This is a genomic window from Lysobacter sp. N42 (assembly GCF_004344885.1).
On record NZ_SKFB01000018.1, the window covers coordinates 39,295 to 57,245 of the forward strand.

Here is a 17,951-nt window from a genome sequence, read left to right on the forward strand (position 1 = left end):
CGCATGGCCGACCCCGCACGACGCGTCGAGGCGCTGCGTCGCCGCCTGCACGAGGCGAACCACCGTTACTACGTGCTCGACGACCCGGCCATCCCGGACGCGGAGTACGACGCGCTGCTGCGTGAACTTGAAGCACTGGAGGCGGCGCATCCGGAACTTGCGAGCGGGACGTCGCCGACGCAGCGCGTGGGCACCACGCCGTCCTCGGCCTTCGCACCCGTACGCCATGCGGTGCCGATGCTCTCGCTCGCGAACGCGTTCAGCGATGAAGAGGTCGCCGACTTCGTGCGGCGCATCGAGCAGGGCCTGGACGTCCGCGACCCCGTGTTCTCGGTCGAGCCCAAGCTCGATGGGCTCGCGCTGAGCCTGCGTTACGAGGATGGCCGCCTCGTCGTGGCCGCCACGCGCGGCGACGGCGCCACCGGCGAGGACGTGACGGCGAACGTGCGCACGATCCGCAGCATCCCGCTGGAGCTGTTCGGCTCGGGCTGGCCGCAGGTGCTGGAAGTGCGTGGAGAGGTCTTCATGCCGGTGGCCGAGTTCAATGCCTGGAACCAGCGCGCGCTGGCCGAGGGCGCGCGCCCGCTCGCCAACCCGCGCAATGGCGCGGCCGGGTCGCTGCGCCAGCTCGACCCCCGCGTCACCGCCCAGCGTCCGCTGGCGTTCTTCGCGTACGGCGTCGGTGCCGTCGAGGGCGGAAAGCTTCCGGCCACGCATTCGCAGACGCTCCAGCGCCTGGCGGACTGGGGTTTTCCCGTCTGCACCGAGAATGCGGTGGTGCGCGGGCTGGACGGGCTGCTCGGCTATTACCGCGGGATCGGCGCGCGCCGGCCGGCCCTGCCGTTCGACATCGACGGCGTGGTGTACAAGCTCGACGACTACGCCGCGCAGCGCGAGATGGGTTTCGTCTCGCGCGCACCGCGCTGGGCCATCGCGCACAAGTTCCCGGCGCAGGAGCAGTCGACGGTGCTGGAGGCCATCGACATCCAGATCGGCCGCACGGGCGCGGCCACCCCGGTCGCGCGGCTGCAGCCGGTGCAGGTTTCCGGTGTGGTGGTCACGAACGCGACGTTGCACAACGCCGACCAGATCGCGCGCCTGGACGTGCGCATCGGCGACACCGTCATCGTGCGACGCGCGGGCGACGTGATTCCCGAGATCGTTCGCGTGGTCGAGGAGCGCCGCCCAGACGGCGCCGAGCCGTGGACGATGCCTTCCCGGTGCCCGGTCTGCGGCTCGGAGATCGTGCGCGAGGAAGGGCAGGCGGTGTGGCGCTGCTCGGGCGAGCTCGCCTGTCCCGCGCAGCGCAAGGAGGCGGTGCGGCATTTCGCCTCGCGGCGCGCGATGGACATCGAGGGCCTGGGCGATCGCCTCATCGAGGATCTCTGCGACCTCGGCTATGTCACCGAGGTGGGCGACCTGTATGCGCTCACGCTCGATGATCTGGTCGAGATGAAGCGTCGCGTGGATGCGCGCGAAGCCGAGGCCGAAGGCGGGATGCCCGCGCCCAGGGCGAAGGGCAAGATCGCCACGCGCTGGGCGGAGAACCTGCTGGCGTCCGTCGATCGCAGCCGCACGACCACGCTGGAGCGCTTCCTTTTCGCGCTCGGCATCGAGCACGTGGGGGAGAGCACGGCCAAGGCGCTGGCGGCGTGGTTCGGCTCGCTGGAGACGATCCGCCGCCTGCCGTGGCCGCTGTTCAAGCGCGTGCCCGACGTGGGTGGCGAGGTGGCGCGCTCGCTCGGGCACTTCTTCGACCAGCCCGGCAACCAGCGCGTGATCGACGTGCTGCTCGAGCGCGGCGTGACGCCGGCCGAGCCCGGCGCGCCCTCGCCACGGGCACGCGAAGGGCTCGACCCGGCCACGCTGCTGGTCGACCTGGAAATCCCGAAGGTGACGCGCATCCGGGCCGAGCAGATCGTCGCGGCCTGTGGCGGCGGCGATTCACTTGCGACGATCGGCGCGCCGGCACTCGAGGCGGGCGGGGTGCCGTCGGCGGTGGCGGCGGCGTTCGTGCAATGGCGCCACGAGGACGCGCATGCCTCGCTGTTGCGCGCCTGCCTGGCGGCGCAGCGCGACCTGCTGGCCCGCATTCCCGAGGCCGATGCGCTCGGCGCCAGGCCGCTGGACGGCATGACGGTCGTGCTCACCGGGTCGCTTTCCTCGATGACGCGCGAGCAGGCGGGCGAGCGGCTGGAAGCACTGGGCGCGAAAGTGTCGGGCAGCGTGTCGAAGAAGACGGGTTTCGTCGTCGCGGGCGAAGCGGCCGGCTCGAAGCTCGAGAAGGCGCAGCAGCTTGGCATCGACGTCTGGGACGAGGCGCGGCTGCTCGCTTTCCTCGACACCCATGGCGGCTGACCCGGTGTCGGCGCGCCGCAATGCCGGCATCCCCCGGGCCTCGCATCGCCGCGCTGGAGCGCCGCGGTGAGCCGCTCGGACGAGGTTGCCCACGTCGACTGGCGTCCATCCGCGACGCCCGCGGCGCTGCGCCTGCGCGCGGGCGTCAATGCGGCCATACGTGATTTCTTCGCGCGTCGCGGCGTGCTGGAAGTCGAGACGCCGGTGATGTCGCGTGCGGGCAATACCGACCCCAACATCGCGTCGTTCGCGCTGGAGTTCAGCGGCCGCACCGACGGCGCGCCGCGAACGCGCTGGCTGCGCACCTCGCCCGAGTTCCCGCTCAAGCGCCTGCTCGCGGCGGGCATCGGCGACTGTTACGAGCTCGGCCGCGTCTTCCGCGACGGCGAAGCCGGCGGGCGCCACAACCCCGAGTTCACCATGCTCGAGTGGTACCGGCTCGGCGTCGACCACGTCGCGCTCGCGCGCGAGGTGGCGGAGCTGGTCGTCGAATGCCTGGCGCTGGCGGGACGTACGGCGACGGTGCGCGAGACCACCTATGCCGGCCTGTTCGAACAGGTACTGGGGGTGGATGCGCACCGCGACGGCGTCGACGTGTTGCGCGTTGCGCTGGGCGAGGTGGTGATCGACCCCGAAGGCCTGACCCGCGACGACTGGCTGGACCTGTTGATGACGCACCGGATCCAGCCCGCGTTCGCGCCCGACGCCATTACGATCGTGCACGACTATCCGGCCACGCAGTGCGCGCTCGCCCGCATCCGCGAGGGCGATCCACCGGTGGCCGAGCGCTTCGAGCTCTACCTGGGGCCGCTCGAGCTCGCCAATGGCTACCACGAGCTCGCCGACGCCCGCGAGCAGCGCGGGCGCTTCCTGCGCGATCTCGAGGTGCGCCGCATGCGCGGCGATCGTGATGTCCCGCTGGACGAGCGCTTGCTCGCCGCGCTGGATACGGGGCTGCCGGCCTGCGCCGGTGTCGCGCTGGGCGTGGACCGGTTGCTGATGGCGATGCTGGGCACGTCGAGGATCGCGGACGTGCTTGCATTCGACTTCGCGCGAGCTTGATCGCGTAAGTCTTTAAGCCGGCGAAGTTCTCCGATTCCGTTGAGACGACGGCATCGATTTCTCGCATGCGCATGCCGTTTGTTAGTAGTATTGCTACTAATGAACCGCCGCTTCGCCACGTCCGGCTTCCATCCGCCTGCCAGGGGGCGATGACATGGCGCGCCTGGTGCAGCTGGAGGAGGTTCTCGCCTCGCGCGAGGTCTGGCGGGGCCGTGGCGCCCCGGCCACTCCCGCGCCCGGGGTGGTCTGTCCCACCGGCCTGGCCGAGCTCGACAGCGTGCTGCCATCGAAGGGCTGGCCAAAGGCGCTCACCGAAATCCTGATCCCGGTCGATGGCATGGGCGAGCTGCACCTGCTCTGGCCCGCGCTGTCGCGCCTGAGTGCGGATGGCGGTCGCATCGTGCTCGTCGCGCCTCCCTACGTTCCCTATGCACCGGCCTGGCAGGCCGCGGGTGTTCGCCTGCCGATGCTGCAGCTGATCGAAGCGCCCCCCATGGATGCGCTGTGGGCGGCGGAGCAGTGCATGCGCTCGGGTACCTGTGCCGCGGTGCTGTGCTGGCCACGCACGTCGGACGACAGGCTGCTGCGGCGGCTTCAGGTGGCCGCCGAGACCGGCGGCACGCATGGATTCGCCATTCGCCCGCTGGCGGCGGTGCGCAATCCATCGCCCGCGGCGCTGCGCATCGCCATCGAACCCGAAGGCGGGCGCCGGTTGCGCGTCGTCAAGTGCCGCGGTGGCCTGGCGCCGCCGCGGCCGATCGCCTTCCCGTGGAGCTAGGCCATGCAGTGGGCCTGCCTGTTCCTGCCGCAGCTCGCGCTCGATGCCGTACTGCGCAGGCGCGACGATCCCGGGGCGCCGTTCGCGCTGGTGAGCGGCCCGTTGCAGCGCCGCGTACTGCATGCGGTGAACCCCTCGGCGCGTGCGCTGGGCCTGCGGCCCGGCATGCCGCTCGCGCAGGCACAGGCCATCGGGGCCCGCTTCGAGATGGAACCCCATGACGCGGCGGCCTGCGAGCGTGCGCGCGAGCTGGTCGCGGCCTGGGCGTATGGCTACAGCTCCCAGGTAAGCCTGGCCTTGCCGCATGCGGTGGTGCTGGAAGTCGCGCGCAGCCTGCGCCTGTTCGGGCCATGGCCGAACCTGGAGGCACGGCTGCGCGAAGGCCTGCGCGGGCTGGGGTGCCGGCACCGCGTGGTGCTCGCGCCGCATCCGCATGCCGCCCATGCGATCGCGCATGTGCAGGATTCCGTCGCGGTCGGCTCGCGGGAGCTGCCCGTGGCATTGGGCCGGATACCCGTCGAGCGGGCCGGCTTCGCGCGCGAGGTGGGCGAGGCGTTCTGGCGCATGGGCCTGCGGCAGCTCGGCCAGGTGCGTGGCCTGCCGCGCGCCACCCTCGCGCGCCGCTTTCCTCCCGGTGTGCTGCACCACCTGGATCGCCTGTATGGCGACGTCGAATCGCCATTGCCGCTCTATCGCCCGCCCGACCGGTTCGAGGCGCGCATCGAGTTCGAGCAGGAAGTCGAGTCGAGCCCGCGCCTGCTGTTCCCGCTGCGCAGGCTGACGGCCGACCTGGCCGCGTTCCTCCTCGCCCGCGACGGCGGTGTGCAGCGCTTCGTCCTGCGAATGGAGCACGAGCGCCTGCCGCCCACCGACGTCCGCATCGGCCTGCTATCGGCCGAGCGCGAGGCGGCGATGCTGTTCGAACTCGCACGGGGTCGGCTCGAGCAGGCGAGGGTGCCCGCACCCGTGCGCGCATTGCTGGTGGTGGCGGAGGACTTGCCGCCTTTCGTTCCGGCGGCCGGCGACCTGTTCGACATGCGTACCCAGCAGGCGATGCCCTGGCCGCGGCTTCGCGAGCGTCTTCGCGCGCGGCTGGGCGACGAAGCGGTGCGCGACCTGGGCTGGCGCGCGGAGCACCGGCCGGAGTTCGCGGTCACGCAGGGCCCCCAGCACCCGCTGCCGCTGCCGCCCCTGCCGCGCCCGGGCTGGCTGTTGCGCAACGCGGTGCCATGGCGCGACCGCGGGCTGCGCGTGCTCGCCGGCCCCGAACGCATCGAAGCGGGCTGGTGGGACGGCCGGGAGGTGCGTCGCGACTACTACCTGGTCGAAACCCGCGACGGACAGCGGGCATGGGTCTATTGCAGCGTCGGTGCCACGCCGCCCGGCCTGGGCGAGGACGTGATGCTGCACGGGTGGTTCGCATGAGCCTGCGCCTGGTCGGCCCGGACGAGTCGCGGCACCTGCCGGTTCCGCGCGTGCTGGAGCACGTGCGTCCGCAGGCCGCGCCCGCGAAATACGCCGAGCTTCACTGCCTCTCGAACTTCAGCTTCCTGCGTGGCGCCTCGTCGGCCGCCGAGCTGTTCGAGCGGGCCGCCAGCCAGCGCTATTCCAAGCTCGCGATCACGGACGAATGCACGCTGGCCGGGATCGTGCGGGCGCGCCGCGCCTCCCTGGCAACCGGCCTTCCCCTGATCGTGGGCAGCGAATTCGCGATCGAGGCCGGGCCGCGCTGCGTGCTGCTGGTGGAGAACCGTGCGGGCTACGAGGTCCTGTGCGACCTCATCACCCGGGCCAGGCGCCGTGCAGCCAAGGGCGGGTACCGCAGCCTGCGCGAGGATTTCGAGCGGCCACTGCCGGGGCTTTTCGCCCTGTGGCTGCCCGGTGAGCATCCCGATGCGGCCCAGGGGGGCTGGCTTCGGGACCGGCTTCCGGGCCGCACCTGGCTGGCCGTCGAGCTGCATCGCGGCCCGGACGACGATCGGCGCCTGCAGGCCCTGCTCGCGCTCGCGGCAACGCTCGGCATTCCCGCCACCGCCAGCGGCGACGTGCACATGCACGTCCGCGGGCGCCGCATGCTGCAGGACACGTTGACCGCCATCCGCCTGCGCGTACCGCTTTCCGAGGCCGGCTATGCACTGTTCCCCAATGGCGAGCGCCATCTGCGGACACGCCGCCTGCTCTCGGCCATCTACCCGGCGGAACTGCTCGAGGAGAGCGTGCGCATCGCCGGGCGCTGCACCTTCGAGCTCGACGAACTGCGCTACGAGTATCCGCACGAGGTCGCCGCGGGCCAGGAGCCGGCCGCCCGGCTGCGCGAACTGGTCGAGGAAGGCATCGCCGAGCGCTGGCGGACCCGGCGCCCGGTGCCGGCGGGGAAGGACGTCGATTTCCAGCAGGTCCGCCGCACCCTCGACCACGAACTCGCGATCATCGCCAGCCTCGGCTACGAGCACTACTTCCTCACCGTGCACGACATCGTGCGGCATGCGCGCTCGCAGGGGATCCTCTGCCAGGGGCGTGGCTCCTCCGCCAACTCGCTGGTCTGCTATGCGCTGGGCATCACCGAGCTGAACCCGGGCGATGCCCACATGCTCTTCGAGCGCTTCGTCTCCGCAGAGCGCAAGGAACCGCCCGACATCGACGTCGACTTCGAGCACGAGCGCCGCGAGGAGGTGCTGCAGTACGTCTTCTCGAAGTACGGCCGCGAGCGCGCGGCGCTGGTCGCGGTCGTGATCCATTACCGCGCACGCAGCGCGGTGCGCGACGTCGCGATGGCCCTGGGCCTGCCCACGGACCAGGTCGACCGGATCGTGCAGGGCATGGACCGCTGGGGCATGGATCCGCCGTCGGACGACTACCTGGCCGAACGCGGCTTCGATCCGCACTCGGCCATCATGCGCCACCTCGTCGAACTGGCCGCGCTGCTGCTCCGCGATTTCCCCCGCCATCTCTCGCAGCACCCCGGTGGCTTCGTCATCTCGCAGCGTCCGCTGTCGACGCTGGTGCCGGTGGAGAACGCCGCGATGGACGGGCGCACGGTGGTGCAGTGGGACAAGGACGACCTCGAGGACCTGGGCATCATGAAGGTGGACTGCCTCGCACTGGGCATGCTCACCTGCATCCGCAGGACGCTGGACCTGCTCCGTGCGCATGGCAGGCCGATGTCCATGCAGGACATTCCCCGCGACGATGCGAAGACCTGGGAGATGATCCAGCGGGCCGACACCATCGGCGTGTTCCAGATCGAATCGCGCGCACAGATGTCCATGCTCCCGCGGCTGAAGCCCGCGAGGTACTACGACCTGGTCGTGCAGGTGGCGATCGTGCGTCCCGGGCCCATCCAGGGCGAAATGGTGCACCCCTACCTCAAGCGCAGGAGCGGCGAGGAACTGCCCGAATACCCCACGCCCGCCATGAGGGAAGTGCTGGAAAGGACGCTCGGCGTGCCGCTTTTCCAGGAGCAGGTGATGGCCATCGCGATGAAGGTCGCCGGATATACGCCCGGCGAGGCGGACCAGCTCCGCCGGTCGATGGCGGCATGGAAGAGCCATGGCGACATGGCGCCGCATCGCGAACGGCTGGTACGGGGGCTGGTGGACGGAGGATGCGATGCCGAGTTCGCCGAACGCATCTTCAACCAGCTCAAGGGCTTCGGCAGCTACGGGTTCCCCGAATCGCATGCCGCCAGCTTCGCCCTGCTGGCATGGCAGAGCAGCTACCTGAAATGCCACCACCCCGCCGCCTTCGCCGCGGCGCTCATCAACTCGCAGCCGATGGGCTTCTACAGCCCGAGCCAGATCGTGCAGGACGCCAGGCGCCATGGCGTGGAGGTACGGCCGGTCGACGTGCGCTACAGCGCATGGGACTGCACGCTCGAAGCGGTGCGTGCCGCACGCCGCCCGGAGGATGCGCATGCGTCCGCGTCCGGCGATGCGCACGATGGCGGGCCATTCGCCATCCGCCTGGGGCTGCGCATGGTCAAGGGCTTCGACGAGGCGGCGGCGGGGCGGATCGTGACCGCGCGCGCGCATGCACCATTCGCGGACGTCAGCGACCTGTCCATGCGTGCCGGTCTCGATGCCCGGCACATGGCCAGGCTTGCCGACGCCGGTGCCCTGCGTGCGCTCGCCGGCCACCGGCATCGCGCGCGCTGGGAAGTGGCCGGCATCGAGGCGCGCCGCGCCCTGTTCGAACAGGTGCGGGCGCCGGTCGAAGCACCCGTCACCATCCCTCTGCCCGATGCACGCGAGGAGGTGCAGGCCGACTACGGCATGCTCGGCCTGAGCCTGGATCACCACCCCGTCGCGCTGCTGCGGCCGCGCCTGCGGGCACGCCGCCATCGCTCGTCGAAGGAGCTGGCCGGGGTAGGGGATGGGAGCAGCGTCACCTGCACCGGGCTGGTCACGCTGCGGCAGCGTCCCCAGACCGCGAGCGGCATCACCTTCGTCACGCTCGAGGACGAGTTCGGATTGATCAACGTGGTCGTACGGCGCGACCTCGCCGAGCGCCAGCGGCGTGCGCTGGTGGAGTCACGGCTCCTCTCGGTGCGTGGATGCGTCGAGCACAGGCAGGGCGTGATCCACCTGGTGGCCCGCTCGCTGCAGTGCCTGGATGCATGGCTGGGCCCGCTGCGCATGGGATCGCGGGACTTCCATTGACCAGCCGGCGGGCAACGGCCGCTTAATGCGGAAGCAACGCGTTCGCCGGATTCCCGCCATGGAACGCCGCCATTCATTCTCCGCCGCTACAGTCGGCTCATCCGCCACGGAGTCGCCCGCATGAAACCGGTCCTGATTCTCGCGTCGAGCCTTGCCGCCGGCATCGCCATACCGGCCCATGCGCAGCTGGGCCCAGGCAGCGCGATCCGCTGCGAATCCAACGACGGACGGACCCGCGAGTGCACGGTCGGCTACGTACGCGACGCGCGGCTGCTGCGGCAACTCTCGCGCAGCGCCTGCATCGAAGGCGAAACCTGGGGCGTGACCCGCCGCTCGATCTGGGTGACCCGCGGCTGCCGCGGCGAATTCCTCGTCGACGATCGCGGCCGCGACCGCGACTACGGCCATGACGACTACGGCCGCGGCGATGCACGTTACGTCCGCTGCGAGTCCGACAACGGGCGCTGGAACCGCTGCCCCGCGCCACGCGGGCGCGTCGAGCTGGTACGACAGCTCTCGCGCAGCGCCTGCGTGCGCGGCCAGTCCTGGGGTACCGATGGCCGCGGGATCTGGGTCAACGGCGGCTGCCGCGCCGAGTTCCGCGTCGAGCCACGCGGCGGCTACGGCTACGACGACGCCCCGGCGCGACGCTTCGTCTGCGAGTCGACCAACGGTTCCACGCGCTTCTGCCCGGCCGGTGAGCGCGGACGCGTGCGCATGGTGCGGCAGATCTCGCGCGCGCCCTGCATCGAGGGCCAGTCCTGGGGCCGCGAGCGCGACGGCGTCTGGGTGGGGCAGGGCTGCCGGGCGGAGTTCGAGGTCAGCGGCCGCGGCTGGCGCGACTGACCGGGCATCACCGCGCCGAAGCTAGAATCGGGCGATGACCTCGCCCGACTTCGATTTCGACCGCTACGACCGCGTCCGTCCCATCCGCTGGACCGGCGACGCGCTAGAACTGCTCGACCAGCGCCGCCTGCCCTTCGACGTGGCCTACATCACCTGCGGCAGCTACGAGGCGGTGGCCGACGCCATCGCCAACCTCACCGTGCGGGGCGCACCCGCCATCGGAATCGCGGCTGCGTGGGGCGCCGTCCTCGCGGCGCGAACCGTGGACGCACCGGATGGGCGGGGCGCGCTCGAGCGGCTGGAACCCGCGTTCGCACGCCTGAACGCCGCGCGTCCCACCGCGGTCAACCTCGCATGGGCGCTGGCGCGCATGCGCCGCGTGCTGCTCGATGCCGGCGCCGACTGGCGCGAGGCACTGGTACGCGAGGCCGAGGCCATCGCCACCGAAGACCTCGCCGCGAACCGTCGCATGGGCGCGCTCGGGGCCGCGCTGATCGAGCCGGGCAGCCACGTGCTCACGCACTGCAATACCGGCTCGCTGGCCACCGCCGGTTTCGGTACCGCGCTCGGCGTGATCCGCGCCGGTGTCGCGCAGGGCCGCATCGACAAGGTCTATGCCGGCGAGACGCGCCCCTGGCTGCAGGGCGCGCGCCTGACCGTATGGGAGCTGCAGCAGGACGGCATCACGCCCACGCTGATCGCCGACGCCGCCGCAGCGCACCTGATGCAGCACGGGGCGGTGAAGTGGGTGATCGTCGGGGCCGACCGTATCTGCGCCAACGGCGACACGGCCAACAAGATCGGCACCTACCAGCTGGCGATCGCGGCGCGGCACCACGGCGTGAAGTTCATGGTCGCCGCACCCTCGTCCACCGTCGACCTCGAAACCCCGGATGGCCAGGCCATCCACATCGAGGAACGGGAGCCGACGGAGCTGTTCTCGCTCGGTGGCGTGCGCACGGCGGCGGACATGATCGAAGCCTGGAACCCGGTCTTCGACGTCACCCCGCACGAGCTGATCGACGTGATCGTGACCGAGAAGGGCATCATCGAGCGGCCCGACGAGGCGGCGATGCGGGCGGCGTTCGGGTAAGGCCCTTCTCCGCCACGCCCCTGCACGGGGAGGTAGCGCGCGGGGTGTGGTTCGTTTTTCAGCCGCGGATGGACACGGATGGACACGGAGTGGAAGCCCGCTGCCTCCATCCGCGCCTGTCCATGCAGGCCCGCGTCCATGGCAATTCCCGCCTCGGAGCGCGCTCACGCATCGGCTGACCAATCCGTGCCCATCCGTGTCCATCCGTGGCTGGACATGCCTTTGCCCCGCGTCCGATCGCGCGCCGGGCGCAGCCACCGTCTCACGCCCGCCTGAACACCCCGCCTTGCACGCGTAAGTATTTGTTTCTTCGCGAGATTCGGCGTGCTTTCGATGGCCCCGCGTGGTACCATTTCACATCTTCAGGACCCCGCCTGTGGATGCCCCTCTGACCGGCTCTCCGAGCCTCGTCCGAGGTCGCATCGGACCGGCGTGTCCACCGCCCAAACGGAAGCCCGATGACGGAACTCGCCCGCGAAATCATCCCGGTCAACCTCGAAGACGAGATGCGCCGCAGCTACCTCGATTACGCCATGAGCGTGATCGTGGGCCGCGCGCTCCCGGACGTGCGCGACGGCCTCAAGCCCGTGCATCGCCGCGTGCTCTTCGCGATGAACGAGCTGGGCGCGCACAGCAACCGCCCGTACTACAAGTCCGCGCGAATCGTCGGCGACGTCATCGGCAAGTACCACCCGCACGGCGACACCGCGGTCTACGACACGCTGGTGCGCATGGCGCAGCCGTTCTCGCTGCGCTACATGCTGGTGGACGGGCAGGGCAACTTCGGCTCGATCGACGGCGACAGTGCGGCGGCCATGCGCTACACCGAGGCGCGCATGTCGCGCATCGCGCACGAACTGATGGCGGACATCGACAAGGAAACCGTCGACTTCCAGCCGAACTACGACGAGAAGGAACTCGAGCCCACCGTCATGCCGACGCGGGTGCCGAACCTGCTCGTCAACGGCTCGGCGGGCATCGCCGTGGGCATGGCGACCAACATCCCGCCGCACAACCTCGGCGAGGTGGTCGACGCCACCATCGCGCTGATCGACGATCCCGAGATCGACGTCGACGGCCTGATGCAGCACATCCCCGGCCCCGACTTCCCGACCGCGGGCATCATCAACGGCACCGCCGGCATCGTGGCCGCCTACCGCACCGGCCGCGGCCGCGTGCGCATGCGCGCCAAGGCCGACATCGAGACGATGGACAACGGCCGCGAGGCCATCATCGTCACCGAGATCCCCTACCAGGTGAACAAGGCGCGGCTGATCGAGAAGATCGCCGAGCTGGTCAAGGAAAAGCGGATCGAGGGCATTTCCGAGCTGCGCGACGAGTCCGACAAGGACGGCATGCGCATCTACATCGAGGTCAAGCGCGGCGAAAGCGCGGACGTCGTGCTCAACAACCTCTACCAGCAGACGCAGCTGGAGTCGGTGTTCGGCATCAACATGGTGGCGCTGGTCGACGGCCGCCCGAAGCTGCTGAACCTCAAGGAGATCATCGAGGCCTTCGTGCGCCACCGCCGCGAGGTGGTGACCCGCCGCACGATCTTCGACCTGCGCAAGGCCCGTGCGCGCGCACATATCTTGGAAGGCCTGACGGTCGCGCTCGCCAACATCGACGAGATGATCGACCTGATCAAGACGTCGGCGAACCCGGTCGAGGCGCGCGAGCGCATGCTGGCGCGCACCTGGGAGCCGGGCCTGGTCCGTGCGCTGCTCGCATCGGCCGGCGCGGACGCGTCGCGTCCGGACGACCTGCCGGCCGGCGTCGGCCTCGTCGACGAGAACGGCGCGCAGCGCTACCAGCTCACCGAGACGCAGGCGCAGCAGATCCTCGAGATGCGCCTGCACCGCCTCACCGGCCTGGAGCAGGAAAAGCTCACCGACGAGTACAAGGAGCTGCTGGAGACCATCCGCGGCCTCATCGAGATCCTGGTCAATCCCGAGCGCCTGCGCGAGGTGATCCGCACCGAACTGCTCGACCTCAAGAACGAATTCGGCGACGCGCGCCGCAGCGAGATCCGCGAGAGCGAGGAAGACCTCGACATCCTCGACCTGATCGCGCCGGAAGACGTGGTGGTGACGCTCTCCCACGCCGGCTACGCGAAGCGCCAGCCGGTGGCGGCCTACCGCGCGCAGAAGCGCGGGGGCCGCGGCCGCAATGCGGCCAAGACCAAGGACGAGGATTTCATCGACCAGCTCTGGCTGGTGAACACGCACGACACGCTGCTGACCTTCACCAGCACCGGCCGCGTGTTCTGGCTGCCGGTGCACCAGCTGCCCGAAGCCGGCGCGACCTCGCGCGGGCGCCCGATCATCAACTGGATCCCGCTGGAAGCCGGCGAGCAGGTGCAGGCCGTGGTGCCGGTGCGCGAGTACACCGAGGGCAAGTTCGTGTTCTTCGCCACGCGCAACGGCACGGTCAAGAAGACCCCGCTCACCGAGTTCGCGTTCCGCCTGGCGCGCGGCAAGATCGCGATCTCGCTGGACGAGGGCGACGCGCTGGTCAATGCCGAACTCACCGACGGCACGCGCGACATCATGCTGTTCGCCAGCAACGGCAAGGCCGTGCGCTTCTCGGAGTCCGAGGTCCGCCCGATGGGCCGCAACGCCACCGGCGTGCGCGGCATGCGCCTGGCCGAAGGCGAGGGCGAGGACGGCGCGGGCGGCGCGAAGGTCGTCAGCCTGGTCGTGGTCGACGGCGACGGCGACGTGCTGACGGCCAGCGAGCGCGGCTTCGGCAAGCGCACCCCGCTCGAGGAATACCCGCGCAAGGGCCGCGGCACGCAGGGCGTGATCGCGCTCAAGACCACCGACCGCAACGGCGAGCTCGTCGGCGCGATCCAGCTGAGCGACCACCATGAGGTGCTGCTGATCTCCGACCGCGGCACGCTGGTGCGCACGCGCGCGGCGGAGATCTCGCAGGTCAGCCGCAACACGCAGGGCGTCACGCTGATCAAGCTGGCGCAGGGCGAGTGCCTGCAGGCCATCGAGCGCGTGGACGTGTCGCTGGAGGAGGACGACGAGATGCTGTCCGGGCCGGTGGTGCCGGTCGAGGGCGGCGACCCGACCGTGGACGAGCACGTGCTGACCCCCGCGGGCCACGCCCCCGACGCCGCGGGAGACGACGCGGCGGGCTGACGCGCCCGGAGCGAACGCGAACGCCGCCTTCGGGCGGCGTTCGTATTTGTGGACGCCGTCGGGCTTCCGCCCGTCGGCCGGCCCTCCAGTCCCGCGCGGCGCGGCCGATAGCGAAGCGACGCTCCATCGGACTGCCCCGTGCCCGCTCGCGCCCGCGCCATCCCGCGCTCACGCTCCCATGCGCCCGGCGCGAGCACCCGCGCATGCGGCCGCAGCGCCCGCTGTTGCCGTGGAGGTGCCCCGTGAGCGACGCCGCCGTCGACCCCGGCTTCTCCATGGACCTGCGCATCGTGACGGAGGGGCTGGAGCCGGGCATGTACGTCAGCCAGCTCGACCGCCCCTGGAAGGAGGCGGGCTTCGCGCTGGAAGGCTGGATGCTGCGCAACGAGGAGGACGTGCGCCGGGTGCGCGCGCTGTGCCGGTACGTGCACGTCGACATCCTGCGCGGCAAGGCGCCCGACTCGCGCTTCGTGGTGCTGGACATGGAGCAGCCGCCCGGGGAGCAGGCCGACGCCGAGCCGCCGCCGACCATCGAACGCGAGCCCGGCCCGGCAGGCGAGCAGGGCAGGCCGCTGCAGGTCGTGCGCTGGGAGGCCCCGGAAGGGCAGGGCGAGGCCATCGAAGCCAGCGGCGCGCCGCCGGGCGTGCTCGAGGGCTGGGTGTCGGCGGTCGCCACGCCCGTGTCCGAACTGCCCGAGGCGCTGTCGGTGGTGCCGGCCGCGCAGCGCGTCGGTCGCGAGGTCTTCGGCGACGAACTCGACGCCGCCCGCGACGCGCACGCCCGCCTCGAGGCCGGCATCCGCAGCGCGCTCGACAATGCCCGCTCCGGCGTCGCGCTGGACGCCGGCAAGCTGCAGGAGGGCGTCGACGCGATGCTCGATTCCCTGGGGCGCAACCCCGGCGCCATGTCCTGGGTGCTGGAGATGCAGCGCAAGGGCGACTACATCTACCGGCACGGCATCGCCTGCTCGATCTGGGCCGCCACCTTCGGCCGCCACCTGGGGCTGGATCGCAACGAATTGCGCGAGCTGTCGCTGGGCGCGCTGCTGTCCGACGTGGGCAAGGTCCGGCTGCCCACCGAACTGCTGCTCAAGGCGGGCCCGCTCGAGCCCGACGAGATCCGCCACCTCCGTGCGCACGTGGACGAGAGCCGGCGCATCGTGGCCGAGAGCGCCGGCCTGTCCGACGCCATCGCCCGCATGGTGGCCGAGCACCACGAGCGCCACGACGGCAGCGGCTATCCGCGCGCGCTGCGTGGCCCGCAGATCGTGCTGGCGGCGCGCATCGTCGGGCTGGTCGACAGCTACGACGCGATGACCAGCGACCGCGGCTACGCCTCGCGCCGCTCGCCGCATCAGGCCATGATGGAGCTCTACCGCGTGCGCGACCGCCTGTTCGAAGGCGCGCTGGTCGAGCAGTTCATCCGCGTCTGCGGCGTCTTTCCCACCGGCACGCTGGTGGAGCTGAGCGACGGCACGGTCGGCGTGGTGATGGCCGTGAACGCGCTGCGGCGCCTGCGCCCGGTGGTGATGCTGCTGCTCGATGCCGCCAAGCAGCCGCTGGCGGAATTCGCGGTGGTCGACCTGGCGCGCGTGGAAACCGACGCACGGGGCGAGCCGCTGACCGTTCGCGCGGGCCTCCCGCTGGGTTCCTACGGGCTCGATCCCGCGCAACTCTTCCTGGACTGACATGAACCTGCCCGGCGAAGACGAACTCACCGGCCTGCGCGGGCGTCGCGCCTTCCTGCAGCTGCTGGGCCGGCAGGTGGTGGTGGCCTGCGAGCACCGCAGCTCGATGGCGCTGGTGGTGGTCGACATCGACGGCTTCGCGCAGGTCAACGCCGTGCACGGCTTCGAGGCGGGCGACGCCGTGCTGCGCCACCTCGCCGCGCAGCTGCAGGCGGTGGCCCGCAAGCAGGACTACGTCGGCCGCATCGGCGACGACCGCTTCGCGCTGGTGCTCACCGGCATGCTCAATCGCGGGCACGTCGAGCTGGCCCTGCAGAAGCTGGCGCGCCTGCTCGAGGTGCCCTGCGATGCGGCGGGGGTACGGTTGCGCATCGCGGTGACTTCGGGCATCGCGCTCTGCCCGCACCATGCCAGCCATGCCGAGCACCTGCTGCGCCGCGCCGAGTCGGCCCTGGCGCGCGCGCGGCAGGCCGGCGCGCGCTTCGGCGTCGCGCCCGACGGCGCCGACCTCGACATCTCCGACATGTGGGACCTGGAGATGCAGCTGGCCGGCGCGGTCGAGCGCGGCGAGATGGAGCTGTTCTACCAGCCCAAGATCGACGCGCGCGACGGCAGCGTGGTCGGCGCCGAGGCGCTGATGCGCTGGCGCTCGCCCAGCCGCGGCATGGTGTCGCCGGCCGTGTTCATTCCCATCGCCGAGCGCAGCGGCGAGATCCGCCGCCTCACGCTGTGGGCGATCAACACCGCGCTGCGCCAGGCCGGCCAGTGGCCCACGCACGGCCGCCCCAACAGCGTGGCCATCAACCTGCCGGGCATGCTGGCGGTGGAGCCGGACCTTCCCGAGCTCGTCGACAGCGCGCTCAAGCTGTGGTCTGGGCCGGACGTGCGGCTCGTGCTGGAGATCACCGAGGGCTCGATCGTCGACGCCGCGCGGGCGTTCCCCATCCTGGCGCGGTTGCGCGCCATGGGCGTGCGCGTGTCCATCGACGACTTCGGTACGGGCTACTCGTGCCTGGCCTATTTCCGCTCGATCCCGGCCGACGAGCTCAAGGTCGACCGCTCCTTCGTCACCCCGCTGCCGGGCGACGAGCCCAGCGCCGACCTGGTGCGCTTCGTGGTGTCGCTCGCGCACCGCTTCGGCCTGAGCGTGGCCGCCGAGGGCATCGAGAACGAGGAAACCGCGGCCTGCCTTCGCGGGCTGGGCTGCGACGTCCTGCAGGGCTACCTGTTCGGCCGCCCCATGGCCTCGGCCGACTACGCGCGCTGGCTGGTGCGCGCGCAGCCGGCGGCCGCGACCGTCTGAGCGCTCAGCCCAGCCGCTCGAGCATGTGCTCGGCGGTGGAGACGCGGAATTCGCCCGGGGCCTCGACGAAGACGCGCGTCACCACCCCGTCCTCCACCAGCAGGGCGAAGCGCTTGGAGCGAATGCCCATGCCGTAGGCGCTGGCATCCAGCTCCAGGCCCAGCGCGCGCGTCAGCTCGGCATTGCCGTCGGCCAGCATGTGCAGGCCGTCGGGCACCGCCTGGCTGCGCGTCCAGGCCTGCATGACGAAGGGATCGTTGACGGCCATGCAGGCCACCCGCACGCCGCGCGCGCGGAACTCGTCGAACTTCTCCACGAAGCCGGGCAGGTGCCGCTCGGAGCAGGTCGGAGTGAACGCACCCGGCACCGCGAAGATCACCGTCCGGCCGGTGCCGAACAGCGTGTGCGTATCGGTCTTCTCGATGCCCTTGTCGGTGATGTGCTGGATCACGACCTCGGGAAAGCGATCGCCCGGCTGGATCATGCTGCCACTCCTGTCTGGTGAATTAACGCAGTGTACGACCCGCCGGTTGACGGCGGCAGCGGGCTTGAAACCGCGACGCCTGCCACCAATTGGTAGGCATCGCGGCACCTGCCGCATTGCAGTGGACATGAGGACAGACCATGAACCTGATGCAATACCAGCAGCAGCGTCCGGGCCAGTCGATGCTGCAGGACGAGTTCAAGCAGCTCTTCGAGCGCTTCTTCAACATCGGCGAGGCCAATGGCGACGAGTCGTCGGTGGTGACCAGCCAGTGGACGCCGCGCGTGGACGTGCGCGAGGAGCCCAACCGCTTCGTCATCCTCGCCGACCTGCCGGGCGTGGACCCGCAGGAGGTCGAGGTCCTGATGGACAAGGGCATCCTGTCGATCCGGGGCGAGCGCAAGAGCGAGGTGAACCAGCAGACCGACCGCTATTCGCGCATCGAGCGTCGCTACGGAAGGTCTGAACAACCCGCTCTGCCGCCCGGATTGCGGCATCGTGGCGCCGGCCTGGCGTCGCTTTCGAGCCGGAT

At 70.8% G+C, this 17,951-nt stretch carries 12 protein-coding genes; 11 read left to right on the forward strand and 1 reads right to left on the reverse strand.

Annotated elements, in window-relative coordinates:
* Window positions 1–3 precede the first annotated feature (3 nt).
* From ligA to EYQ95_RS18300, 10 genes are all read left to right on the forward strand, one after another.
* The gene (ligA, locus tag EYQ95_RS18255) at window positions 4–2,358 is read left to right on the forward strand and encodes an NAD-dependent DNA ligase LigA (protein ID WP_132328960.1); all 2,355 of its coding nucleotides are present in this window, start codon (window positions 4–6) and stop codon (window positions 2,356–2,358) included.
* A gap of 66 nt (window positions 2,359–2,424) precedes the next feature.
* On the forward strand, window positions 2,425–3,420 hold the full coding sequence (epmA, locus tag EYQ95_RS18260) for an EF-P lysine aminoacylase EpmA (RefSeq protein ID WP_132328962.1): 996 nt from the start codon (window positions 2,425–2,427) through the stop codon (window positions 3,418–3,420).
* Between the two features lie 154 nt (window positions 3,421–3,574).
* Entirely contained in the window at window positions 3,575–4,198 is a 624-nt protein-coding gene (imuA, locus tag EYQ95_RS18265) for a translesion DNA synthesis-associated protein ImuA (RefSeq protein ID WP_132328964.1), read from the forward strand.
* A 3-nt stretch (window positions 4,199–4,201) separates the two neighbouring features.
* Window positions 4,202–5,623 (forward strand): DNA polymerase Y family protein, encoded by a 1,422-nt coding sequence (locus EYQ95_RS18270; protein WP_132328966.1) that lies wholly within the window; start codon window positions 4,202–4,204, stop codon window positions 5,621–5,623.
* Window positions 5,620–8,856, forward strand: coding sequence for an error-prone DNA polymerase (locus tag EYQ95_RS18275; protein ID WP_132328968.1), 3,237 nt, complete (start codon window positions 5,620–5,622; stop codon window positions 8,854–8,856). The genes EYQ95_RS18270 and EYQ95_RS18275 overlap by 4 nt, the downstream gene beginning before the upstream one ends.
* Before the next feature lie 120 nt (window positions 8,857–8,976).
* Window positions 8,977–9,702: a DUF3011 domain-containing protein gene (locus EYQ95_RS18280; RefSeq protein WP_132328970.1), complete on the forward strand. Its 726-nt coding sequence runs from the start codon at window positions 8,977–8,979 to the stop codon at window positions 9,700–9,702.
* Window positions 9,703–9,736: 34 nt separating this feature from the next.
* Window positions 9,737–10,795 carry an S-methyl-5-thioribose-1-phosphate isomerase gene (gene mtnA, locus EYQ95_RS18285; protein ID WP_132328972.1) on the forward strand — a complete coding sequence of 353 codons (1,059 nt, stop codon included), beginning with the start codon at window positions 9,737–9,739 and terminating at the stop codon, window positions 10,793–10,795.
* Window positions 10,796–11,253: 458 nt separating this feature from the next.
* The gene (gene gyrA, locus EYQ95_RS18290) at window positions 11,254–13,944 is read left to right on the forward strand and encodes a DNA gyrase subunit A (protein ID WP_132328974.1); all 2,691 of its coding nucleotides are present in this window, start codon (window positions 11,254–11,256) and stop codon (window positions 13,942–13,944) included.
* Window positions 13,945–14,186: 242 nt separating this feature from the next.
* A complete protein-coding gene (locus EYQ95_RS18295) occupies window positions 14,187–15,632 on the forward strand; it encodes an HD-GYP domain-containing protein (protein WP_165924775.1) in 1,446 nt (481 codons plus the stop codon).
* 1 nt (window position 15,633) lies between these two features.
* Complete coding sequence (locus tag EYQ95_RS18300; RefSeq protein ID WP_132328978.1) at window positions 15,634–16,935, forward strand: bifunctional diguanylate cyclase/phosphodiesterase; 1,302 nt, start codon at window positions 15,634–15,636, stop codon at window positions 16,933–16,935.
* Between the two features lie 4 nt (window positions 16,936–16,939).
* On the opposite strand, the gene EYQ95_RS18305 is transcribed toward EYQ95_RS18300, so the two are convergent.
* The gene (locus EYQ95_RS18305; RefSeq protein ID WP_132328980.1) at window positions 16,940–17,419 is read right to left on the reverse strand and encodes a peroxiredoxin; all 480 of its coding nucleotides are present in this window, start codon (window positions 17,417–17,419) and stop codon (window positions 16,940–16,942) included.
* A gap of 140 nt (window positions 17,420–17,559) precedes the next feature.
* On the opposite strand from EYQ95_RS18305, the gene EYQ95_RS18310 reads away from it, so the two are divergent.
* A partial coding sequence (locus tag EYQ95_RS18310; protein WP_132328982.1) for an Hsp20/alpha crystallin family protein occupies window positions 17,560–17,951 on the forward strand: 392 nt, incomplete at its 3' end.